At 59.6% G+C, this 17,833-nt stretch carries 14 protein-coding genes; 9 read left to right on the top strand and 5 right to left on the bottom strand.

The window, feature by feature from the left end:
* Positions 1-209 precede the first annotated feature (209 nt).
* Genes ACEQFP_RS15690 through ACEQFP_RS15670 form a run of 5 tightly spaced genes read left to right on the top strand, consistent with a single transcriptional unit; the run spans position 210 to position 8,574 of the window.
* Positions 210-2,048, top strand: coding sequence for a glycosyltransferase (locus tag ACEQFP_RS15690; protein WP_097364586.1), 1,839 nt, complete (start codon positions 210-212; stop codon positions 2,046-2,048).
* A 1-nt stretch (position 2,049) separates the two neighbouring features.
* Complete coding sequence (locus ACEQFP_RS15685) at positions 2,050-3,405, top strand: DUF3131 domain-containing protein (RefSeq protein ID WP_370547424.1); 1,356 nt, start codon at positions 2,050-2,052, stop codon at positions 3,403-3,405.
* Positions 3,406-3,422: 17 nt separating this feature from the next.
* Positions 3,423-4,997, top strand: a complete 1,575-nt coding sequence (locus tag ACEQFP_RS15680) for a DUF3131 domain-containing protein (RefSeq protein WP_370547423.1) — start codon at positions 3,423-3,425, stop codon at positions 4,995-4,997.
* A complete protein-coding gene (locus ACEQFP_RS15675) occupies positions 4,982-6,370 on the top strand; it encodes a DUF3131 domain-containing protein (RefSeq protein ID WP_370547422.1) in 1,389 nt (462 codons plus the stop codon). Before ACEQFP_RS15680 ends, ACEQFP_RS15675 begins: the two co-directional genes overlap by 16 nt.
* A gap of 14 nt (positions 6,371-6,384) precedes the next feature.
* On the top strand, positions 6,385-8,574 hold the full coding sequence (locus tag ACEQFP_RS15670) for a glycosyl hydrolase 2 galactose-binding domain-containing protein (protein ID WP_396464357.1): 2,190 nt from the start codon (positions 6,385-6,387) through the stop codon (positions 8,572-8,574).
* 194 nt (positions 8,575-8,768) lie between these two features.
* Here the strand turns inward: ACEQFP_RS15670 and ACEQFP_RS15665 are convergent, their stop codons facing one another.
* Entirely contained in the window at positions 8,769-9,674 is a 906-nt protein-coding gene (locus tag ACEQFP_RS15665; protein WP_370547421.1) for a hypothetical protein, read from the bottom strand.
* A gap of 240 nt (positions 9,675-9,914) precedes the next feature.
* On the opposite strand from ACEQFP_RS15665, the gene ACEQFP_RS15660 reads away from it, so the two are divergent.
* From ACEQFP_RS15660 to ACEQFP_RS15645, 4 genes are all read left to right on the top strand, one after another.
* A complete protein-coding gene (locus tag ACEQFP_RS15660; RefSeq protein WP_370547419.1) occupies positions 9,915-10,271 on the top strand; it encodes a GtrA family protein in 357 nt (118 codons plus the stop codon).
* Entirely contained in the window at positions 10,268-11,194 is a 927-nt protein-coding gene (locus ACEQFP_RS15655; RefSeq protein WP_005286716.1) for a glycosyltransferase family 2 protein, read from the top strand. Before ACEQFP_RS15660 ends, ACEQFP_RS15655 begins: the two co-directional genes overlap by 4 nt.
* Positions 11,191-12,699, top strand: coding sequence for a glucosyltransferase domain-containing protein (locus ACEQFP_RS15650; protein WP_279508223.1), 1,509 nt, complete (start codon positions 11,191-11,193; stop codon positions 12,697-12,699). The genes ACEQFP_RS15655 and ACEQFP_RS15650 overlap by 4 nt, the downstream gene beginning before the upstream one ends.
* A gap of 499 nt (positions 12,700-13,198) precedes the next feature.
* Positions 13,199-13,654, top strand: coding sequence for a GNAT family N-acetyltransferase (locus tag ACEQFP_RS15645; RefSeq protein WP_005294070.1), 456 nt, complete (start codon positions 13,199-13,201; stop codon positions 13,652-13,654).
* 67 nt (positions 13,655-13,721) lie between these two features.
* On the opposite strand, the gene phnV is transcribed toward ACEQFP_RS15645, so the two are convergent.
* From phnV to phnS, 4 genes are read right to left on the bottom strand one after another with little or no spacing between them, the layout of a single operon-like run.
* Positions 13,722-14,519: a 2-aminoethylphosphonate ABC transport system, membrane component PhnV gene (gene phnV / locus ACEQFP_RS15640; protein ID WP_005286728.1), complete on the bottom strand. Its 798-nt coding sequence runs from the start codon at positions 14,517-14,519 to the stop codon at positions 13,722-13,724.
* Entirely contained in the window at positions 14,513-15,382 is an 870-nt protein-coding gene (phnU, locus tag ACEQFP_RS15635) for a 2-aminoethylphosphonate ABC transporter permease subunit (protein ID WP_035598079.1), read from the bottom strand. Before phnU ends, phnV begins: the two co-directional genes overlap by 7 nt.
* Positions 15,382-16,494 carry a 2-aminoethylphosphonate ABC transport system ATP-binding subunit PhnT gene (gene phnT / locus ACEQFP_RS15630; RefSeq protein ID WP_109610432.1) on the bottom strand — a complete coding sequence of 371 codons (1,113 nt, stop codon included), beginning with the start codon at positions 16,492-16,494 and terminating at the stop codon, positions 15,382-15,384. The genes phnU and phnT overlap by 1 nt, the downstream gene beginning before the upstream one ends.
* Positions 16,495-16,500: 6 nt before the next feature.
* Entirely contained in the window at positions 16,501-17,514 is a 1,014-nt protein-coding gene (phnS, locus tag ACEQFP_RS15625) for a 2-aminoethylphosphonate ABC transporter substrate-binding protein (RefSeq protein ID WP_370547418.1), read from the bottom strand.
* Positions 17,515-17,833 lie beyond the last annotated feature (319 nt).

Genomic DNA, 17,833 nt, shown 5'->3' with positions numbered 1-17,833 from the left:
ATTCAGCGCCGAGGCCCTGTCGGCCACTCCTCTTGCAGTGTAGAAACAGTCGGGCTAAAACGCCAAATCCGCTGATGCCGCCTAGGCCGCTAATCCGTTGAATCTTGGCTTAAAGCGTGATCGATACAGTTTTCTTGTCGCCTTACGCGCCTGCGCTACACTGATTAATACCAGCGAGATCGCGGTAACGTGGAGCCAGGGAGACTGCCATGTATTTTTATTTTTCTCCATTTGAGAAACGCCGTCCCCCCGCTCCCCTCGCCCATCATCCCGGCGTCGAGTTTCTCTGGCAGATGCTGATCATCGCGGCGCTGCTGCTCGGCGCCAACTATATCCGCTGGCGTTGGATGGATTCGCTGAATTATGAGGCGCTGTGGTACGCCGTCCCGCTGGCGCTGGCCGAAACGCTGGCCTATATCGGCACCTGCCTGTTTACCTTCAACCTCTGGCAAACCCGTGATCCCCTGCCGCAGCCGGCACCTGACGACATCACGCAATGCCTGGCGCAGGCAGATGGCTTGATGCCGCGCCCCCTCAAGGTCGATCTGTTTATCGCCACCTATTCGGAAGATCCCGAGCTGGTGCGCCTCTCCATCCAGGACGCCAAACGGCTGGTCTACCCCCATCCCCTCGACTACAAGATCCACGTGCTGGACGATGGCCGGCGGGAGACGATGCGTCAGGTTGCCAGCCAAGAGGGGGTAAACTACCTGACACGTGACAACAATGCTGGCTTTAAGGCCGGTAACCTGCGCAACGGCATCGAGCAGACCGACGGTGATTTCATCGTCATCTGCGACGCCGATACCCGGGTATTTCCCACCCTATTGAGTCATACCCTGGGCTACTTTCGTGATCCTAAGGTCGCCTGGGTACAAACGCCGCAGTGGTTCTACGATCTGGCGGAGGGGACGCCGCTGCCCCACTGGCTGGCGCGCCGGGGCGGACGATTGGGCCAATGGCTGGGGCGCGGCATCGAGCGACTGGTCGGGCCGATCCGCGTCGGCGAAGATCCCTTTCTCAACGATCCGCAGATGTTCTACGACATCATTCAGCGGCGGCGTAACCGAGCCTATGCCTCTTTTTGCTGCGGCGCCGCCTCGATCCACCGGCGCGAGGCCATCATGCAAACCGCGCTGCGCCAATACGCCTTGGACATCGAGAGCGAGATCGCCCGCTACACCGACGATATCGCCAACCCGCAGCTACGTCAGGATCTGCAGCAGGCCATGCTACCGCACGTCGCCTATGACATGGAGTTGATGCCCTACCGTTTTCATGTCTCCGAGGATATCTACACCTCGATCATGCTGCATGGCGACCTGGAGCACCCTTGGCGTTCGGTGATGCATCCGCAGATCGAATCCAAGATGCTATCGCCGCAGGATCTGCAGACCTGGATGATCCAGCGCTTCAAGTATGCCGCTGGCTCCCTGGATATCTTGCTGCACGACGAGGTCCTCTTCAGCCGTCAACTGCACCTCTCCTGGGCGCAGAAGTTGCTCTACGGCGCCACCTTCTGGTCGTATCTGGCCTGCACCTGGAACCTGATCTTCCTGATCGCCCCGTTAATCTACCTGTTTAGCGGGATTCCCCCCCTGTCGACCTACTCCACCCCCTTTTACCTCCATTTCGTTCCCTACCTGGTCCTGTGCGAGCTGGCGTTTATGTTCGGTACCTGGGGGATCTCGGCCTGGAACGGTAAGGCCTCCTATCTGGCGCTGTTCTCCATGAACCTGCGCGCGCTGGATAACGTGCTCCGCGGCGAAAAGATCCGCTTTCGCGTCACCCCGAAGGAGCGCCAGCAGGGTAACTTCCTGGCGCTGGTCAAACCGCAACTGGCGATCGTCATACTGACCTTACTCGCCTTGTGCTGGGGTGCCCTACAACTGGCCTGGGGCAACATCGTCGACCCCTCGGGCTATATCATCAATATCTTCTGGAGCGTGATGAACATCCTGGCGATGATGCCGATGATCCTCGCCGCGCTCTGGCAACCGCCGGCCCATGATAGCGACGCCGACGCCGCTGACAGCAGGGAGTGCTGAGATGGCACTATCGACCAATTTACTCCGGGCCAGAAGCTACATCGCCACCCTGTGCGGCTTCCTATTGGCATTGGGCATCGTACTCTATGTCGAGCGCCATCAGCCGCCTCCCGCCATTCCCCTGACACCCCAGAACCTCGGCACCGATTTCCCCGCCCTGCCGCCGGCGCGGACACTCAGCTTTCAAGAGGCGATTGGCGCACGTATCGCCTGGCAGTATTTCGTCAACAATACTCAAGCCAGTGGCCTGGTTAACGCCCTGGACCGGCAATCCTATGTCAGCCTGTGGAGCATCGGCGATCAACTGATGGCGACCCTGGCCGCCGAGCGATTAGGGATCATCAGCCGTGCCGAGTTCGATCGCCGTCTCACGGCGACGCTACAGGCCTTGACCACCCTGCCGCTCTCCGCGCGCCAACTCCCCTGGCAGTACTATGACAGCATCAGCCTACGGCCCTATCCGCAGCAGGATGAGGGGGGCATCACCTGGTCCGCCGCCGACATCGGCCGCTTGCTCAGCGCGCTACAGGCCTGTCGTAACCACTACCCCGAACAGGGGGTGGCGATCAATCGCCTCCTCTCCAGCTGGCAGTTAGCCCACCTCTTTCAACAGCGCCCCTATGCCCCCTATGCCCTGCGCCACGCCCCACGCTGGCGGCTGATCAGCCGAAGCGGTGCGGCGGGGCTGGGTTATCGTCTCTATCTACAGTCGGCCCTGAGCGGTCTGGCGCCCAGCGCGGGCATCATCCTGCAACAACCGCTGAGCGGGCAGCGTACCATCGATGTGAATGGGCTCATCCAGTCCGATGATGACCAGATCGATGCGACGGCACTACCTTATGATGAGGTGATCACGCTACGCGCCACCCGCCACCCACTGATCGTGATGGCCCCCTATCTCTTGTCCGCGCTGGAGTATGGTTTCGGACTGGATAATGCGGCCGTGACCTGGCGCATTATCCAGGCGCAACAGAGCCGTTATAACCCCCAGACTGGTAAAAACTTCATCTTCGATGCACGCGAGGGCACCGCGCCTTCCGCGCTAACCGGCGCGCTCACGCCACCGGGCCAGGTGTTGCAGCTCTCGACCCAGGCCGCCTTCGGTTGGCATGCCCTCTTTGACTCGCCGTGGAGCACCCTCTTGCGCCAACAGGTTCAATCGCTGCCCGTTCCCGGTCGGGGTTGGCGTGATGGGGTACGCCTCGACGGCACGGCCAGTCCGGTGTTAAGCGCCGCGACCAACGCGCTGATCCTGGAAAGTCTGCTATACCAGATACAGGGGCCGCTTTTGTGTGCCTACTGCCAGTCTCCCGATGCAACGCTCGCCACCGGCACGACGAGCGTACAGACGAAATGATGCGATAAGGAATGCCTATGTCACTGCCAACGTCAAACTCCGCTTCTCTCTTACGCCTGCTAGGCGGGCTGTGGCTGACGCTACTGCTGGTGCTCCTTGCGCCCGCGACACAGGCCAGCGACATGAGTATTCTACCGGCGGCCGGTTACCCGGCACGGCATGGCGAACTGACTGCGCAAGAAATGGCGGTGGCGCAGAAGGCCTGGGCCTACTTCGTCACCAACTACCAACCGACTACCGGCCTGGTGAACGCCGCTAACGCCTATCCCTCTACCACCATGTGGGATACGGCCTCCTACCTTGCGGCGATGGTGGCGGCGCGTGAACTGGGGCTGGTGAATAAGAGCGAGTTCGATCAACGGATGATCAAACTGCTGGCGACGCTGAATAACCTGGCGCTGTTCCAGAATCAGGCGCCGAACAAGGCTTACAACACCATCACCGCCCAAAAGGTTAACTATATCAACCAGCCGGGCGAGATCGGCTTCTCCGCGTTGGATCTGGGGCGCATGCTGATCTGGCTCAAAATCGTCAAGGAGCGCTACCCGGAGTACGCCAACGATATCGACAACCTGGTGCTACGCTGGGACTTCAGCCATATCATCGATCCCTGTGGCACGCTGTATGGCGCGATACTCGACGACAAAAATCAACCCCTCTATGTTCAGGAGGGGCGACTGGGGTATGAAGAGTACGCCGCCGCCGGTTTCCAGCTGTGGGGCTTTAATACTTGCCAAGCCTCTCGTGCCGAGCCCTATCAATTGGCCGATATCTACTGTGTCCTGGTGCCCTACGACTCGCGCGATCCGCGCCCGACCCAGCAACACAACTATGTCACCACCGAGCCATATGTGCTGTACGGCATGGAGTTAGGTTGGAATAAGGCCAGCACGCCAGCCGCGGGCAACGACGCAGAGACCCACCCCTGGATGCATGACTTCGCCAACCGGGTCTATCAGGCGCAGGAAAACCGTTATCAGATCGCCGGCATCGTCACCGCCCGCTCCGAGCATCAATTAGACCGCGCGCCCTACTTCGTTTACGACACGGTCTTCTCCGATGGCTACGATTGGAACACCCTCACCGATAAGGGGGTCTACACCCCAGAAGACGCCGCCGTCTCGCTAAAGGCGGCGCTGGGGATGTGGGCGCTGTGGCAATCGCCTTACACTGATCTGCTATTCAATACGATTGAGAATGCCAACGATGCCACGAAGGGGTTCTACGAGGGGCTGTACGAAAATGGCAGCGGCCCGATCAAGGAGTTCACCGCCAATAACAACGGAATCATGCTGGAGGCACTCCTGTTTAAGAAACAGGGTCACCTGCTGCCGCCACGGCCAACCGGCGCGGACGACCACGTGCCGGTGCCATCATTATGGGAGAAGACGCTGCTCAATGCCTTCGACGAGAGCAACCAGGCGCGTAGCCGCCCCTTCCTAGCGGCCACGCCTAAGCAAACCAGTTGGTGTAAACAGCAGGGGATCGCCCTACGCAACGCGCCGGCCTGCCCAAGTTGTCAGTGTGCGCAGTGTACCCTCGATGCCCCGATTCAACTGCCACCGGTCAGCGCCTCATGCTTAAAACCCTAACCGGTCTCGCCATCATCGCCGTGCTGGCGCTAACCGCCTGGCTGCTGCCGGGCGGGGTCGCCCCGCTGGATAATGCCTGGCGCTACCTGAGTCACGGTGGCTGGCATCACGCCGGACGCCTGGGCGCCCTCAGCCTTGAGGAGCAACGTTGGGCCGCCATCGCCTGGCGCTACTTCCAGAACAATAACCAACCCGCCAGCGCGCTGGTCAACGGCCAGGATAACTACCCGGTGATCGGCAGCGGCCAGATCGGCGACACCCTGGTGGCGTTGGTCGCCGCGCGCCGGCTAGGGCTGTTGGATGAGGCGGGATTCGATCAGCGCCTCTCCCCCCTGCTGGCCACCCTCAGCCGTCTGCCGCTTACCGAACAGGGACTCCCTAACCGCTACTACGACACCCAGCATCTCACCATGGTCAACGCGGCGCATCAGCCCAGCGGCGACAGTTGGTCGGCCGTCGGCATCGCACGCCTGCTGCTGGGGTTGCGCCTGGTCACCATCGAGGCACCGCAGTACGGTGAGTTTGTCGATCGTCTGCTCCTCGGCTGGAACTTCTGCCCACTGCTCGATGCGCAGGGACGGCTATTGGATGGCGAGCGGCGAGATGGGCGCTGGCAAACCCAGCCCATCACCGATGTGGCGCAGAGCCAGTATGCCGCCGCCGCCATGGGGCTATGGGGCTTCGATGCCCAGCGCAGCGCCAATCCCCCCTATAAGACGATCATCATCGGCCCGAACCAGGTCGATGTCGGCACGCGCGACCCACGCCTGGGCGGCGGTAACCTCAGCGCCGATGGCATCCCCTACCTGCTGGCCGGGCTAGAGTTCAACTGGACGCCGCCGGGCAAGGCGGCGCTCTCCCTGCACGACCTGCGCCAACGCGCCCAGGCGGTCTACCAGGCGCAGGCCTGGCGTTGGCAGAGCCAAGGCGTACTCACCGCGCGCGCCAGCTATGTGCTCAACCAGGCGCCATGGCGCGTCGATAACGCGATCTTCGCCAACGGCTATCCCTGGAACGTCCTCACTGAGACGGGGCAATATCGCCCCGAACTGGCGCTGATCGCCACCCGCGCGGTATTCGGCCTGTGGGTACTGTGGGACAGCCCCTACACCGACGCCCTAATGCGGCTGGGCCGCTTCCCGTACGACGAGCAACGCGGCTGGTATGAAGGCCGTTTCGAGAATAACGCGCAATACAATCCCGCGCTGACCCTCACGACCAACGCCATGGTGCTGGAAGCATTACTGTATAAGGTGAACAACGGTCCGCTGATCCCCCGCCTGCCGGCAGCCAAAGGATATCTGGATAGCCTGTTACGCGAGCCCCTTAACTGGCCACGCCATTGTCTGCCCCAGGAAGGGCGCCAACCTTAAGCCAAGGAGTCGTCATGTCCCGTTGTCCGTCCCTCCCGAGCGCACTGCTACTCATCCTGATCCCGCTGACGGGTACGACACAGACCTTGAGCCTGGACGGCGCCTGGCGCACGCATGACGCCAATCCCCCCTTCTACACGCTCGCCCCCCTGCCCGCGTCGGCAAGCGCCTGGCGGACGCTGCGCGTACCGGCCAACTGGTATAGCCAGGGCCTGGATCACCAAGGCGCACTCTGGTATCAGCGCGAGTTTACCCTACCCCCCTTGGCCACCGATCGCATGGCGACGCTGATCTTTAACGGCGTCGATTACCGCGCCGATGTCTGGCTCAATCGCCGTTATCTCGGCGCTCATCAGGGCTACTTTCAACGCTTCGCCTTAGATGGCAGCGAGGCACTACAGCGCCATAACCGCCTACTGGTGCGCGTCGACAGCCCATTCGAGGCGCCGGGCACGGTTTGGCCGTTACACAAGCGGCTCATCAAGGGAGTCTTAAACCAGCATGATACGCGCCCCGGCGGCGCCTGGTCGCCGCAGGGGCAAGACGCCAACTCCGGCGGGATCTGGCAGCCCGTTTGCCTGAAGATCAGCCGACGCGCCGCCATCGATAATCTGCTACTAACGCCGCGGTTTTCCGCCGATGGCCGCCAGGCGACGCTCAATCTGCGCCTGGACTATCGCGCCCAGGCCGCCATGCCCGCCACCCTCACCTTGCGCATGATCCCCTATAACTTCGTCGGCCGTCACTACCGCCTGACCTTGCCGGTGACGCTGCAACGCGACGGCACCCTCGAGGCGCAGATGGCATTGCCGCGCGTCACACGCTGGTGGCCGGACGGTTATGGCTACCCGGCGCTCTATCAGGTGCGCGTCGCCCTCAACGACGATCACGGAATGATGGATGACGTACAGCAGGTCACCGGGATCCGCCAATTCCGGCAAGATGTCGCGACACAAGCCTGGTATATCAACGGCAAGCGCATCTTCCTACGCGGCACCAACTACATCGCCTCCCCCTGGCTCGGCCAGGTCAGCGCCGCCGATTACCGGCGCGATCTGCTGCTGATGAAACACGCCCATATCAATACGGTGCGTATCCATGCCCATGTGGCGGGCCAAGCCCTCTACCGCCAAGCCGACGAGTTAGGCATGATGCTCTGGCAGGATATGCCGCTACAGTGGGGCTATGACGACTCGCCCGCCTTCGCCGCCGAAGCCGCCCGTCAGGCTACCGCTCTGGTGCGCCAGTTTGGCTCCCATCCCGCCATCATCGTCTGGGTGGGACAGAATGAGCCCCCCTTCAATGCTCCCTGGATGAAGGAGATGTTCGCCGACTGGCAGCCTAACCTCAACCGCCAGCTCGCTCAGCGTGTCGCCGACGCGCTGGGGCAGGATAGCTCACGCGGACTGCATCCCTGGTCTCGGGTCGACGAGCACTTCTGGCAAGGCTGGTACTTCGGCAAGATCAGCGACGTCTTAAAGCCCGCCTATCGCCCGATCATCACCGAATTCGGCGCCCAGGCGTTGCCCGCGTTGCCGACGCTGATGACCATCATCCCGCCCGCCGACCGCTGGCCTGCCAGCACCGATCCTCGCGATCCCGCCTGGCGCGTCTGGATGTATCACAACTTCCAGCCGAGCAATACCTTCGGCCTGGCGGGTGTCAAGCGAGGAAAGGATCTGGCGAGCTTTATCTATAACACCCAACTGAATCAGGCGCACATCATCCAACTGGCCGGCGAAAGTTATCGGCGGCAGCGTTTCCGCCCGGTCACGACCCTGATGCAGTTCATGTTCAGCGAGAGCTGGCCCTCCATGAATTGGGCCGTGGTGGACTATACCCGCCAACCGAAACCGGGCTACTTCGCCCTACAGCGCGCCTTCCAGCCGATCCTGCCCTCCATCGAGCCGATCACCCTGACCTGGCGCGTCGGCCAACCGGGACACGCCGCATTGTGGGCGATCAACGACACCTGGCGTGCCCATCCCGCCAGTCGACTGGTTTGGCAGCTGCGTCAAGGCGGGGTCAGCCTAGAGCACGGTGAGTTGCGCTTCGACCTGCCCGCCGACAGCGGGCAGAAACTGCGCCAGATCCAGGCGACACCACGCGATCAGCAAGATCTGTGGCTCTACGCCACCCTGTACGATGCCCAGGGCAAGACCTTAGGGGAGAATAGCTACCGCTTCGAGGTGGCCGCGCCCTGACACAAACCCGCCGCCTCACGGTGGGTTAACATGGCGATGCCCCACTCGGGTGAAGAGCGCCGTGGCGAGCGTTAATCGTAGCGCCGATCGGCGCTACGCCATCCATGACGTCATGTGACGTACCCGCCAAGGCGCGCACCGTCAACGCACCGTGCCGCTAGCGCCCTGACGCCGACCCATTGCCACGTCGTCGCTTAAAACGGTAGTGTCCAGCTTACGTTGATGGTGCCTTGGCGGAAGTTGGCGTTGCGATCGCTACGCCAGGCGTAACGGGTACCGCTGTAGTTACCGTAAGAGATGGAGAGATCGCCGGGCTGATAGCCGGAAACATAGCCGAAGCTATAGTTATAATCGGAGTCCCAGGGCTGCTGCTGCGAGCGATCGGGGTAATAGAAGGCTGATAGCCGGAAGAAAAAATGCTGCTTCAAGGTATAACCACAACTCCCCAATAAGGCACTTTTCCCCCGTTTCATCTGATTATCTTGTAGGGAATAGTAACGCGGTCCATAGCTATAACCCACCTGGCAGGTCAGGCTATCTTGCGGAAAGATCAACAGATGTTTATTCCAGCTGTCCGGCAAGGCAAACTTATAGGCGGCGGTAATGGTCCCCTGCTCAATATTGGTGCGGCGCTGACCCTGCTGAGGATAAAAATGGTTATTATCGCCGTAGTTACTGTAGACCAAGCTAAAGGTGCCGGGATGCCAGTCATCATAACCAAAGCTATAGACAAAATCGGGGCGATAGCGATTGAGATGCTGTAACGGCACGCGCACCGTCATATTGGCAAAGAAATAGCTTAACGGTGAGTATTGAAAGCTGGCCAGCATGCGCTGATTGACGATATTGCGCATCTCGCTCTGCTCACTATTCAACGGTACGTTGAGCCATTGGTGAGAGAGTGGCGTGCTGTAGGTCAAGGCGGTAGAAAAACGCGCCTCACTACCGGAAAAGAGACGCGCCCAAGGGGTAGTAAAGATTTTGACAGGCGCTTGTTCCGCTTGACTCGCAGCGCCCAGCGCCAACCCTGGGCTAGCGGCTAATAAAAATAATACAATTACGCTACGATAAACTTGATTATCCATGGTGTTATCCGACATCGATCCGCCGTCATGTTCCTTACCGTAAGGATAGATAACATTGTGGCCACCCACCAGCTCAGCGCCAATAAAATCACTCTCTCATCATCATCTTAGTCTGCCAGCAACCACCCATAGGAATAAGCGTAAGAAAATCCATTTCAAGCCACTTTACTGATGGCGTATCGGCACAATGCAGAGCGATTAATCTTTCCTATACTCAAAGAAGCGTGCTCACGAAGAGCCAATGGCGGGCGGATTATGTTTATAAAATACTTTATTATCGGCATACTCAATACGGCCATCCATTGGTTGGTTTTTTTTATCCTGCACCTACAGGGACAGCTGTCACAATCGTTCAGTAATCTATATGCCTTTGCTGTCGCGGTTACCTTCTCTTTTTTCTGCAATGCGCGTTTTACCTTTTGCGATCGTCCTACACTGAAGCGTTATCTCCTGTTTACCAGCTTTATGGGCGCCATCAGCTGGCTAACGGGAGATGTCGGCGATCGCCTGGCGCTTCCCCCGCTTGCGACGGTCGTCGTCTTCTCGCTCATCAGCCTGATCATGGGCTTCTTCTACTCTAAATACATCGTGTTCCGGAGTAAGGCACAATGAAAATCTCCCTGGTGGTTCCGGTATTCAATGAAGAGAGCGCGATCCCGCTGTTTCACCAGGCGGTACGTCAATGCGACGATCTGGCGCCCTATCGCATCGAGATTGTGTTCGTCAACGATGGTAGCAGCGATCAGACCGAAGCAGTTATCGCGCGCCTGATCGACGATGATCCGCTGCTGGTGATGGTTAACTTCTCACGTAACTTCGGCAAAGAGGCGGCACTATTCGCCGGGCTGAAATATGCCAGCGGCGACGCCATGATCCCGATCGATGTCGATCTCCAAGACCCCATCGAGCTGATCCCGCAGATGATCGCCCGCTGGCGTAACGGTGCGGATGTGGTTCTGGCCAAACGCATCGATCGCAGCTCGGATACCCTGATGAAGCGCCTGACCGCCAGCCTCTTTTACCGGGTTCATAACCAGATCGCCTCGACACCGATCGAGATGAATGTGGGAGATTACCGGCTGATGAGCCGCCAAGTGGTCGATGCGGTACTGATGCTGCACGAACGTAACCTGTTTATGAAGGGACTACTCAGTTGGGTCGGCTTCAAGCCCGCCATCGTGACCTACACCCGCCACGAACGGGTGGTCGGACGCAGTAAGTTTAACTTCTGGAAACTGTGGAACCTGGCGCTGGAGGGGATCACCTCTTTCAGCACCATCCCGTTGCGCCTGTGGACCTATATCGGCACCTCGATCGCCGGCTTCGCGCTCTGCTATGCGCTGTATGTGATCATCAAGACGCTGATCTTCGATAACCCGGTGCCCGGCTATCCCTCCATCATGGCCGTGATCCTCTTCCTCGGCGGCATTCAACTGATCGGTATCGGCGTACTCGGCGAGTATATCGGACGGATCTACGTCGAAACCAAGCAACGCCCCCGTTTTATCGTCAAAGAAATCAAGGGTAAAAAATGAACAGCCTGCTAAGACGCCCACTCTCCAATCGGGATGCCTTCCTGTTAATCGCCGCGATCCTGCTGTTCTACGTGCTGCCGCTCATCCTGGCTAACGTCTACTACCGCGATGATACCGAACGCATCCTCAACCCGGCAGCGCCTTGGTACACCCTCGGCCGACCCGGCGCCGATCTGCTGATGCGTCTGTTTACCTTTAACCTGTATGAGTTGACCGACAGCGCGCCGTTGACCCTGATCCTCGGCGTCCTGTTCTTCGCCTGGACCCTGACCTGGGTCGCACGCCGTGCCGAGCAACCGCTCAGCTTTGCCGCGCTGTCACCCTATATTCTGTTATTCTTCAACCCATTCTTCCTGCAGAACCTCTCCTATAAATACGATAGTTTCCCGATGATCGTCGCGCTGGCGCTCTCCACGCTAGCCTTCTTTTTCCCCCGGGATCGCGGCCTGCTCAGCTACCTGATTCCGACGCTGCTGTTGTTCGTCGCACTGACACTCTACCAGCCCTGCGCCAACATCTTCATCGGGTTATATGGCGCCAATCTGATGATCAACTTCTTTAAAAACGGCCAGTCCCCCTGGCGTGAGACGCTATGGGTCGGGGTGGTATTACTGGTTACCAACTCGCTCTATGTCTTGATCATCGACCACTTATTGGCCTTGGGCGGCGGTAATCGTGGGAATATGATCGGGCCGCAGGATGCCCTCTACTGGCTGACGCAAGATTGGCTAATGCTGAAGAAGCTGCTGACCTTCGTTCTCAGCCGTGAACTGAAGTTCCTGTTTTACCCCGCCCTGCTGTGCGTACTCTGGGTCTATCTCCTACGCCTCCAGCAGATGTGGCGCGACGATGTACAGGGCTTAAGCGGGCTGATCTCCTGGCTGATTACGCTCTGCTCACCTTTGGTACTCTTCTTCGCCCTGCTCGGCCCATTATTCTTGCTGAAAGAGGGGGTAACCGACGTCCGCGTGTTATGCGGCTTCTCCGCCACCCTGTTCCTGTTCGCCCACGCGCTCTATCAAGTGGTGATGCGCTACCGGCCCAACTGGAGTTGGCTATGTATCTTGCCCCTGTTCTACTTCCTCGCCTTCAGTTTCCAGTATGGCAACGCGGTTAAAAACCAGCGTGACTATGAGGCGCGCATCTTCGGGTGGCTAAGTTATGACCTGATCGCGCTCAACGCCACCGCCCACGGGAAGATCCTGGTGAATAACTATCCGGATACCGCGCCGGTAACACAGAAGATCGTCGAACATCAGGCGCTGATCGACATGATGTTCAGTCCGGCCTATAACTGGACCGCCCGGCGTATCATCGCCTCCTATGGCATCAACAATGTCGATACCGGTTGGGGGCCGGACTACCGCGACAAGTTGAATGCCCTCTGTGGTGCCAGCACGCCGCCCTTGCGCGATAATAAATTCTACGCCATCTACTCATTCAATAACGACACGCTCGTCTGGTTGAAAAATAAATATTTCTCCGTCTGTGGTAAACCCCACTGACCTCGTGTGTTAGCCACACCTCATCCGCTAAATACTGCCTGGCAATCGCCGGGCAGTATTCACAAAACCCAGCCAAAAGAAAAACGGGCGAGGCTAAATCCACCGCCCGCTATTGATATAGGCCAGCAGCCAGGAGCGGAATAAAAAAACCACCGGCCTAAGCGGTGGCATTGATAATACCCCATAGGGGCGAACTAAAAGCCCTAACAAAAGGCGCTGCCGACTCAGAGCGCGTTAAGTCCAACGACAACAAGGCGAAGCCAAAATCGGTTGCTGAGTACCTTCCTAGACCGGGGTTTATGCAGAAATAAAAATTTATAAATTAGTTACATAAAAAAATTGCCCGGCGCGCAGCGAGCACGCGACACTCATCTGGCTAATACTTGCGAATAATAACAATATGACCTGCCGCGTGATACGCCAACCAGCGCATCGCCAGGCAGGCCGATGATGTCACACAGCACAGCGCGACCGCCAACGGCGGCGCCAAGGAGATCGTATGTTGATCCGTCAAGCCCAGGTCAGCGATGCCGAGCGCATCAATCCCCTATTTATCGCTTATCGTCAGTTTTACCACACCCCCTCCGATGCCGCGCAGACACTGCACTACCTACAGCAACGCCTGCGCAACGGCGAATCGGTGATCTTCTACGCCGAAGATGAGCAAGGGCAGTGTGTCGGTTTCACCCAACTCTATCCCCTGTTCTGCTCTCTGGAGATGAAACGCACCTGGCTGCTCTATGATCTGTTCGTCGATGCACAGGCGCGTCGTCATGGCGTCGCCGGATTGCTGATGCAACGCGCCGAGGCCTTCGCCCGCGAGAGCGGCGCGGCCTTTATCGGCCTGGATACGGCGACGGATAACCACGCCGCCCAGGCGTTGTACCAGGCGCAGGGCTATTGCCGTGATACCGCCTTCTACCACTATCAGTTGAATCTGTCAGCGTCATCCTAACGCACCCTAACGGTGGGGCGGCCCCATCCGCCGCCCCACACGCATCCCGCCTAGCCGCGCGCTCGACTCAACGCGCGCTCAGTCGCCGCGCCAACCGCTCCAACTTCACCATCAGGAGTAATGTGAGCACCACCAGTACGATGGTTAATGCGGCACCGTCGGCAATATTCCCGCGATCGGTCAGGCTAAAGATCGCCACCGGCAGCGTGGTCCATCCCGGCGGATAGATCATCATCGTCGCGCCCAACTCCCCCATCGAAAGCGACAGGCTCAACGCTAGCGCAGACAGCATCCAGGGCGCTAACAACGGTAGGGTGACATGACGCAGACAATAACCGGGCGTCGCCCCCAGACTCGAGGCCACATGCTCCAAGTCTGGCGCCAAGCGAGCCAATCCCGTCGTCACATTGCTAAAGGTGAAGGCCGAGATCAGCACGAAGTGGGCCGCCAACACGATCCACAGCGTACCATTCATCTGTAACGGCCCTTGGCTAAAGGCCACCAAGATCCCCAGCCCCACGGAGACGGAGGGAATGGCGCTCGGGAGATAGAAGAGCAAGCTCAGCCAACGCTGAGTCCTGGCGCCGTAACGTCGCAGCGCCAGCGCCGCCCAGACGCCGCATAGCAGGGCAAACAGGCTGGCGCCAAAGCCGACCGTCAGGCTGGCGAGTAACGCCTGCCAGGCCGCGCCGCTGAGGGCATTCACATAATGTTGCAGCGTGAATCCGCTGGGCAGAATGCCATTCCACTGTTGACTCAGGCTAGACATCAGGATCACCGCCAGCGGTAGCAAGAAGAGCAAGCCAAATAGCGTCGTCGCCAGCGCCCCGGCCACGGCGCGCCCCTTACGTGACCAAATCAGCATGCCTGACTCCTTACGCCACTGTGTGCCGTCGCCAGGCGATACAAGGCAAACAAGCCCAACGACAACACGATATTCATCAAGGCGATCATACAGGCGACGGCATAGTCGGACTCTAAGATCGCCTTGCTATAGACCATCATCGGTAGCGTGTTCACCCCCTTGGCGCCGATGAACAACACGATTCCGAACTCATTGGTGGTCAACAGCAAGCACAGGCTGCCACCCGCCAGCAAGGCCGGCTTCGCCGCCGGGAAGATCACCTGTGCAATCACGCGCGCCGGGCGGGCGCCGAGGATACTGGCGGCCTCCAACTGGCTGTGATCGATCTGGCGCAGGGCGGCGATCAGCGGACGCATCACCAGCGGCGTAAATACCGTGATCTCCGCCAGGATCACCCCCTGGATGGAGTAGAGGAAGTCCAACGGCGGCAGCGCCAAATCGAATAACTGCATCAGCAGACCATTGAACAACCCCGCCGAGCCATAGATAAAGGTGAACGCCAGGGTGATCAAGAAGGTCGGTAAGGCAATGAAGGTCTCCACCACCCGACCGATCAGGCCACTCGCCGGGAAAGGAATAAAGACCAAGATCAGCGCCAACACACTCCCCAGCAACAGACAGCCCGCCGTGGCGCACAGCGCGATCGTCAACGTATTGAACAACGCCGCGATGAAGCGCTTCGACGCCAGTACTTGCCAGAAGGTCTCCAGAGAGAGCTGCCCGGCGCCGTCACGTAGCGCCTGCTCGCCGATCAACAATAGTGGGTAGCAGAATAATATCAGCAGCACCAAGAGCGGTGGTAACAGCCAGAGTACCTGACGCTGCGTTAACGCCGGTTTTGCCCAGTTCATCGATAACTGCATCATGACTCCTCGATCAGGACCGCATCATCGGCTTCAAACCACAGCGCCAAGGCGTCCCCCGGACGGAGCGCCGGATCCCATCGCGTCATCACGACACGGAGCGTCTCACCGGCCACATCGCACAACAGATGGGTCAGATCCCCCTGCCAATGCCAGGAGCGCAGGGTCGCATTCAGACGATGACTCTGCGCACTCTGGGGCGTCAGGGTGATATGCTGTGGACGCAGGCACAACAAGGTGTGCTGACCATGTAATCCGCCACGGCTGAAGGCGCTGACCACCGTTCCGCCACAACTCACGCTCTGCTGGCCGGGTCCATGACGTCTGCCCAGCGCCGTTGCCGTCAGCAGATTGGCGCGGCCAAGAAACTCGGCGGCGAAGCGGTTAGGCGGATGGTGATACAGGGCGCGTGTCTCGCCATGGGCGATCAGACTGCCCTCCTTCATGATGCCGATCTTATCCGCCAGGGTGAGCGCCTCGGTCTGATCATGCGTGACATACAGGATGGTCAACTCGGGGAGTTCGCGATGCAGACGGGCGATCTCCTCCACCATCGTGTGGCGGATCTGGGCATCCAACGCCGAGAGCGGCTCATCCAGCAACAGGACTCGGGGGCGAACGGCGATGGCGCGAGCGATGGCCACCCGCTGCTGCTGGCCGCCAGAGAGTTGGTGCGGGTAACGGTTAACATAGTCGCTCATGCCGACGATCTTCAGCGCCTCCTCGACACGCGCCGCGATCAGCGGCTTGGCTTGCTTCTGGGCACGCAGGCCGAAGGCGACGTTATCCCCGACTCGTAGGTGCGGAAATAGGGCATAATTCTGTACCACCATCGCCAAGCCACGCTGATAAGGCGGCAGGTGTGTCACCTCGCTGTCGCCGATGAGAATACGGCCAGCGGCGGGTTGAACGAAACCGGCCAAGGCGCGCAGTACCGTCGTCTTCCCGGATCCCGACGGCCCGATCAACGCCAACACCTCGCCCGGCTCGATGGTGAGTGAGAGCGGTTTTAAGACCACATGACCGTGATAAGCCACGCGCAGCGCATCAAATTCGATACGGGACGATCCCTGCAGTGCCGCGCGCGGCGATGTCGTCGATTTCATTAACATGGCGGCTTACTCGCTATCGGTAACGCGGTGCCAACGGGCGATGTCGGCCGACAGCGAGAGGGCGACCTCATCCCAGTCCGGCTGCCAACTTTTCACTCCGGCCAGGGTAGCCTTGGCCGTTTGGTAGTTGGCGTCTTGCGGCGTCACATCATCGCGTACCGGCATCCCCCAGGAGAGCGCGCTGACACGCTGTTGCGCCTCCTGGCTCAACAGGAAGTCGATCAGTCGCTTCCCGTTCTCACTCTGCGGCGCACCCTGTACCAGCGCGATCACATAGGGAATGGCCAACGCACTACGTTCGCCCTGGGCATCGGCCGGCCAGAAGATCCGGACGTTGGGATTACGCACCATCTGCGCTAGGTTCATCTGCAAGTCGCCATTGGCCACATACAGCTCGCCCTTATTCACCAGCGCGGTCAACTTGCCCGTCGAGGCGGAGGGCCCGACGTTGTTGGCCTGCAACTGCGCCAGATAGGCGTAGCCCGCCTCCTTGCCAGCGAAACTGTGAAAGACCTGCAACATGACGGCCGTGCCATCGGCGGCCTGTCCCGGCGTCGAGTATTGCAGCTTATTCTTAAAGCGCGCATCCAGCAGATCCTGCCAGCTGGCTGGCGGGGTTTTCAGTCGCTTGTCATTGTAGATAAAGCTCAGGTAGTTCTTCACCAAGGGGGTGTAGTAGTCGGTGCTACCAGGGATCTGATCGGCCGCGGCGGGGCGAAAGGCGGCCAGCAGCTTTTCCGCCGCGGCACGCTGAATAAACGGCGGCGCGGTCACTAACACGTCGGCCTGTGGATTAGTCCGCTCCTTGGCCAGCCGCTCGACGACCACGCCTCCCCCGCCCTCCACATAGCGTACCGTGATACCCGTCGCCTGGGTGAAGGCGGCGAATTGCGCCTGATACCAACTGTTGTTGCCATCGTGCAGCCCATCGATCGAGTAGACGGTGACGATCGGCGCGGCCCAAACCGGGGTGCTGCCCAGCGCGACGGCAGACAGTAGAGCGAGTGTGGAAAGTTTCATCGTAGTAGCCTCATGGGGACGTTACAGTTTTCTGGCCTATACCAGTTTTACCCATTACGCTAAACGGCTTTTATGACAATAGTATGAATCGACGAGGAAACGAGAACGGGATAGCCGGAAAAGACGCTGGCGAAGAGGAACCGCTGATCGAGCCCCCGATGCCGACGCGGCGCCTTAACCAACGGCGGCAGGCGGCAGGCGGCAGGCGGCAGGCGGCAGGCGGCAGTAGGCAGGCGGCAGTAGGCAGTAGGCAGTAGGCAGTAGGCAGTAGGCAGTAGGCAGTAGGCAGTAGGCAGTAGGCAGTAGGCAGTAGGCAGTA

The sequence above is a fragment of the Edwardsiella sp. A.80236 genome (assembly GCF_044540725.1).
GTDB lineage: Bacteria > Pseudomonadota > Gammaproteobacteria > Enterobacterales > Enterobacteriaceae > Edwardsiella > Edwardsiella tarda.
The sequence above is the reverse complement of the archived record's forward strand: the minus strand, read 5'-3'. Positions and strand labels throughout refer to the sequence as shown.

What these genes read in the sequence shown, in the direction of transcription:
- ACEQFP_RS15690 (WP_097364586.1), top strand. Translation starts at nt 210, where the DNA reads ATGTATTTTTATTTTTCTCCATTTGAGAAACGCCGTCCCCCCGCTCCC.
- ACEQFP_RS15685 (WP_370547424.1), top strand. Translation starts at nt 2,050, where the DNA reads ATGGCACTATCGACCAATTTACTCCGGGCCAGAAGCTACATCGCCACC.
- ACEQFP_RS15680 (WP_370547423.1), top strand. Translation starts at nt 3,423, where the DNA reads ATGTCACTGCCAACGTCAAACTCCGCTTCTCTCTTACGCCTGCTAGGC.
- ACEQFP_RS15675 (WP_370547422.1), top strand. Translation starts at nt 4,982, where the DNA reads ATGCTTAAAACCCTAACCGGTCTCGCCATCATCGCCGTGCTGGCGCTA.
- ACEQFP_RS15670 (WP_396464357.1), top strand. Translation starts at nt 6,385, where the DNA reads ATGTCCCGTTGTCCGTCCCTCCCGAGCGCACTGCTACTCATCCTGATC.
- ACEQFP_RS15665 (WP_370547421.1), bottom strand. Translation starts at nt 9,674, where the DNA reads ATGTCGGATAACACCATGGATAATCAAGTTTATCGTAGCGTAATTGTA.
- ACEQFP_RS15660 (WP_370547419.1), top strand. Translation starts at nt 9,915, where the DNA reads ATGTTTATAAAATACTTTATTATCGGCATACTCAATACGGCCATCCAT.
- ACEQFP_RS15655 (WP_005286716.1), top strand. Translation starts at nt 10,268, where the DNA reads ATGAAAATCTCCCTGGTGGTTCCGGTATTCAATGAAGAGAGCGCGATC.
- ACEQFP_RS15650 (WP_279508223.1), top strand. Translation starts at nt 11,191, where the DNA reads ATGAACAGCCTGCTAAGACGCCCACTCTCCAATCGGGATGCCTTCCTG.
- ACEQFP_RS15645 (WP_005294070.1), top strand. Translation starts at nt 13,199, where the DNA reads ATGTTGATCCGTCAAGCCCAGGTCAGCGATGCCGAGCGCATCAATCCC.
- phnV (WP_005286728.1), bottom strand. Translation starts at nt 14,519, where the DNA reads ATGCTGATTTGGTCACGTAAGGGGCGCGCCGTGGCCGGGGCGCTGGCG.
- phnU (WP_035598079.1), bottom strand. Translation starts at nt 15,382, where the DNA reads ATGCAGTTATCGATGAACTGGGCAAAACCGGCGTTAACGCAGCGTCAG.
- phnT (WP_109610432.1), bottom strand. Translation starts at nt 16,494, where the DNA reads ATGTTAATGAAATCGACGACATCGCCGCGCGCGGCACTGCAGGGATCG.
- phnS (WP_370547418.1), bottom strand. Translation starts at nt 17,514, where the DNA reads ATGAAACTTTCCACACTCGCTCTACTGTCTGCCGTCGCGCTGGGCAGC.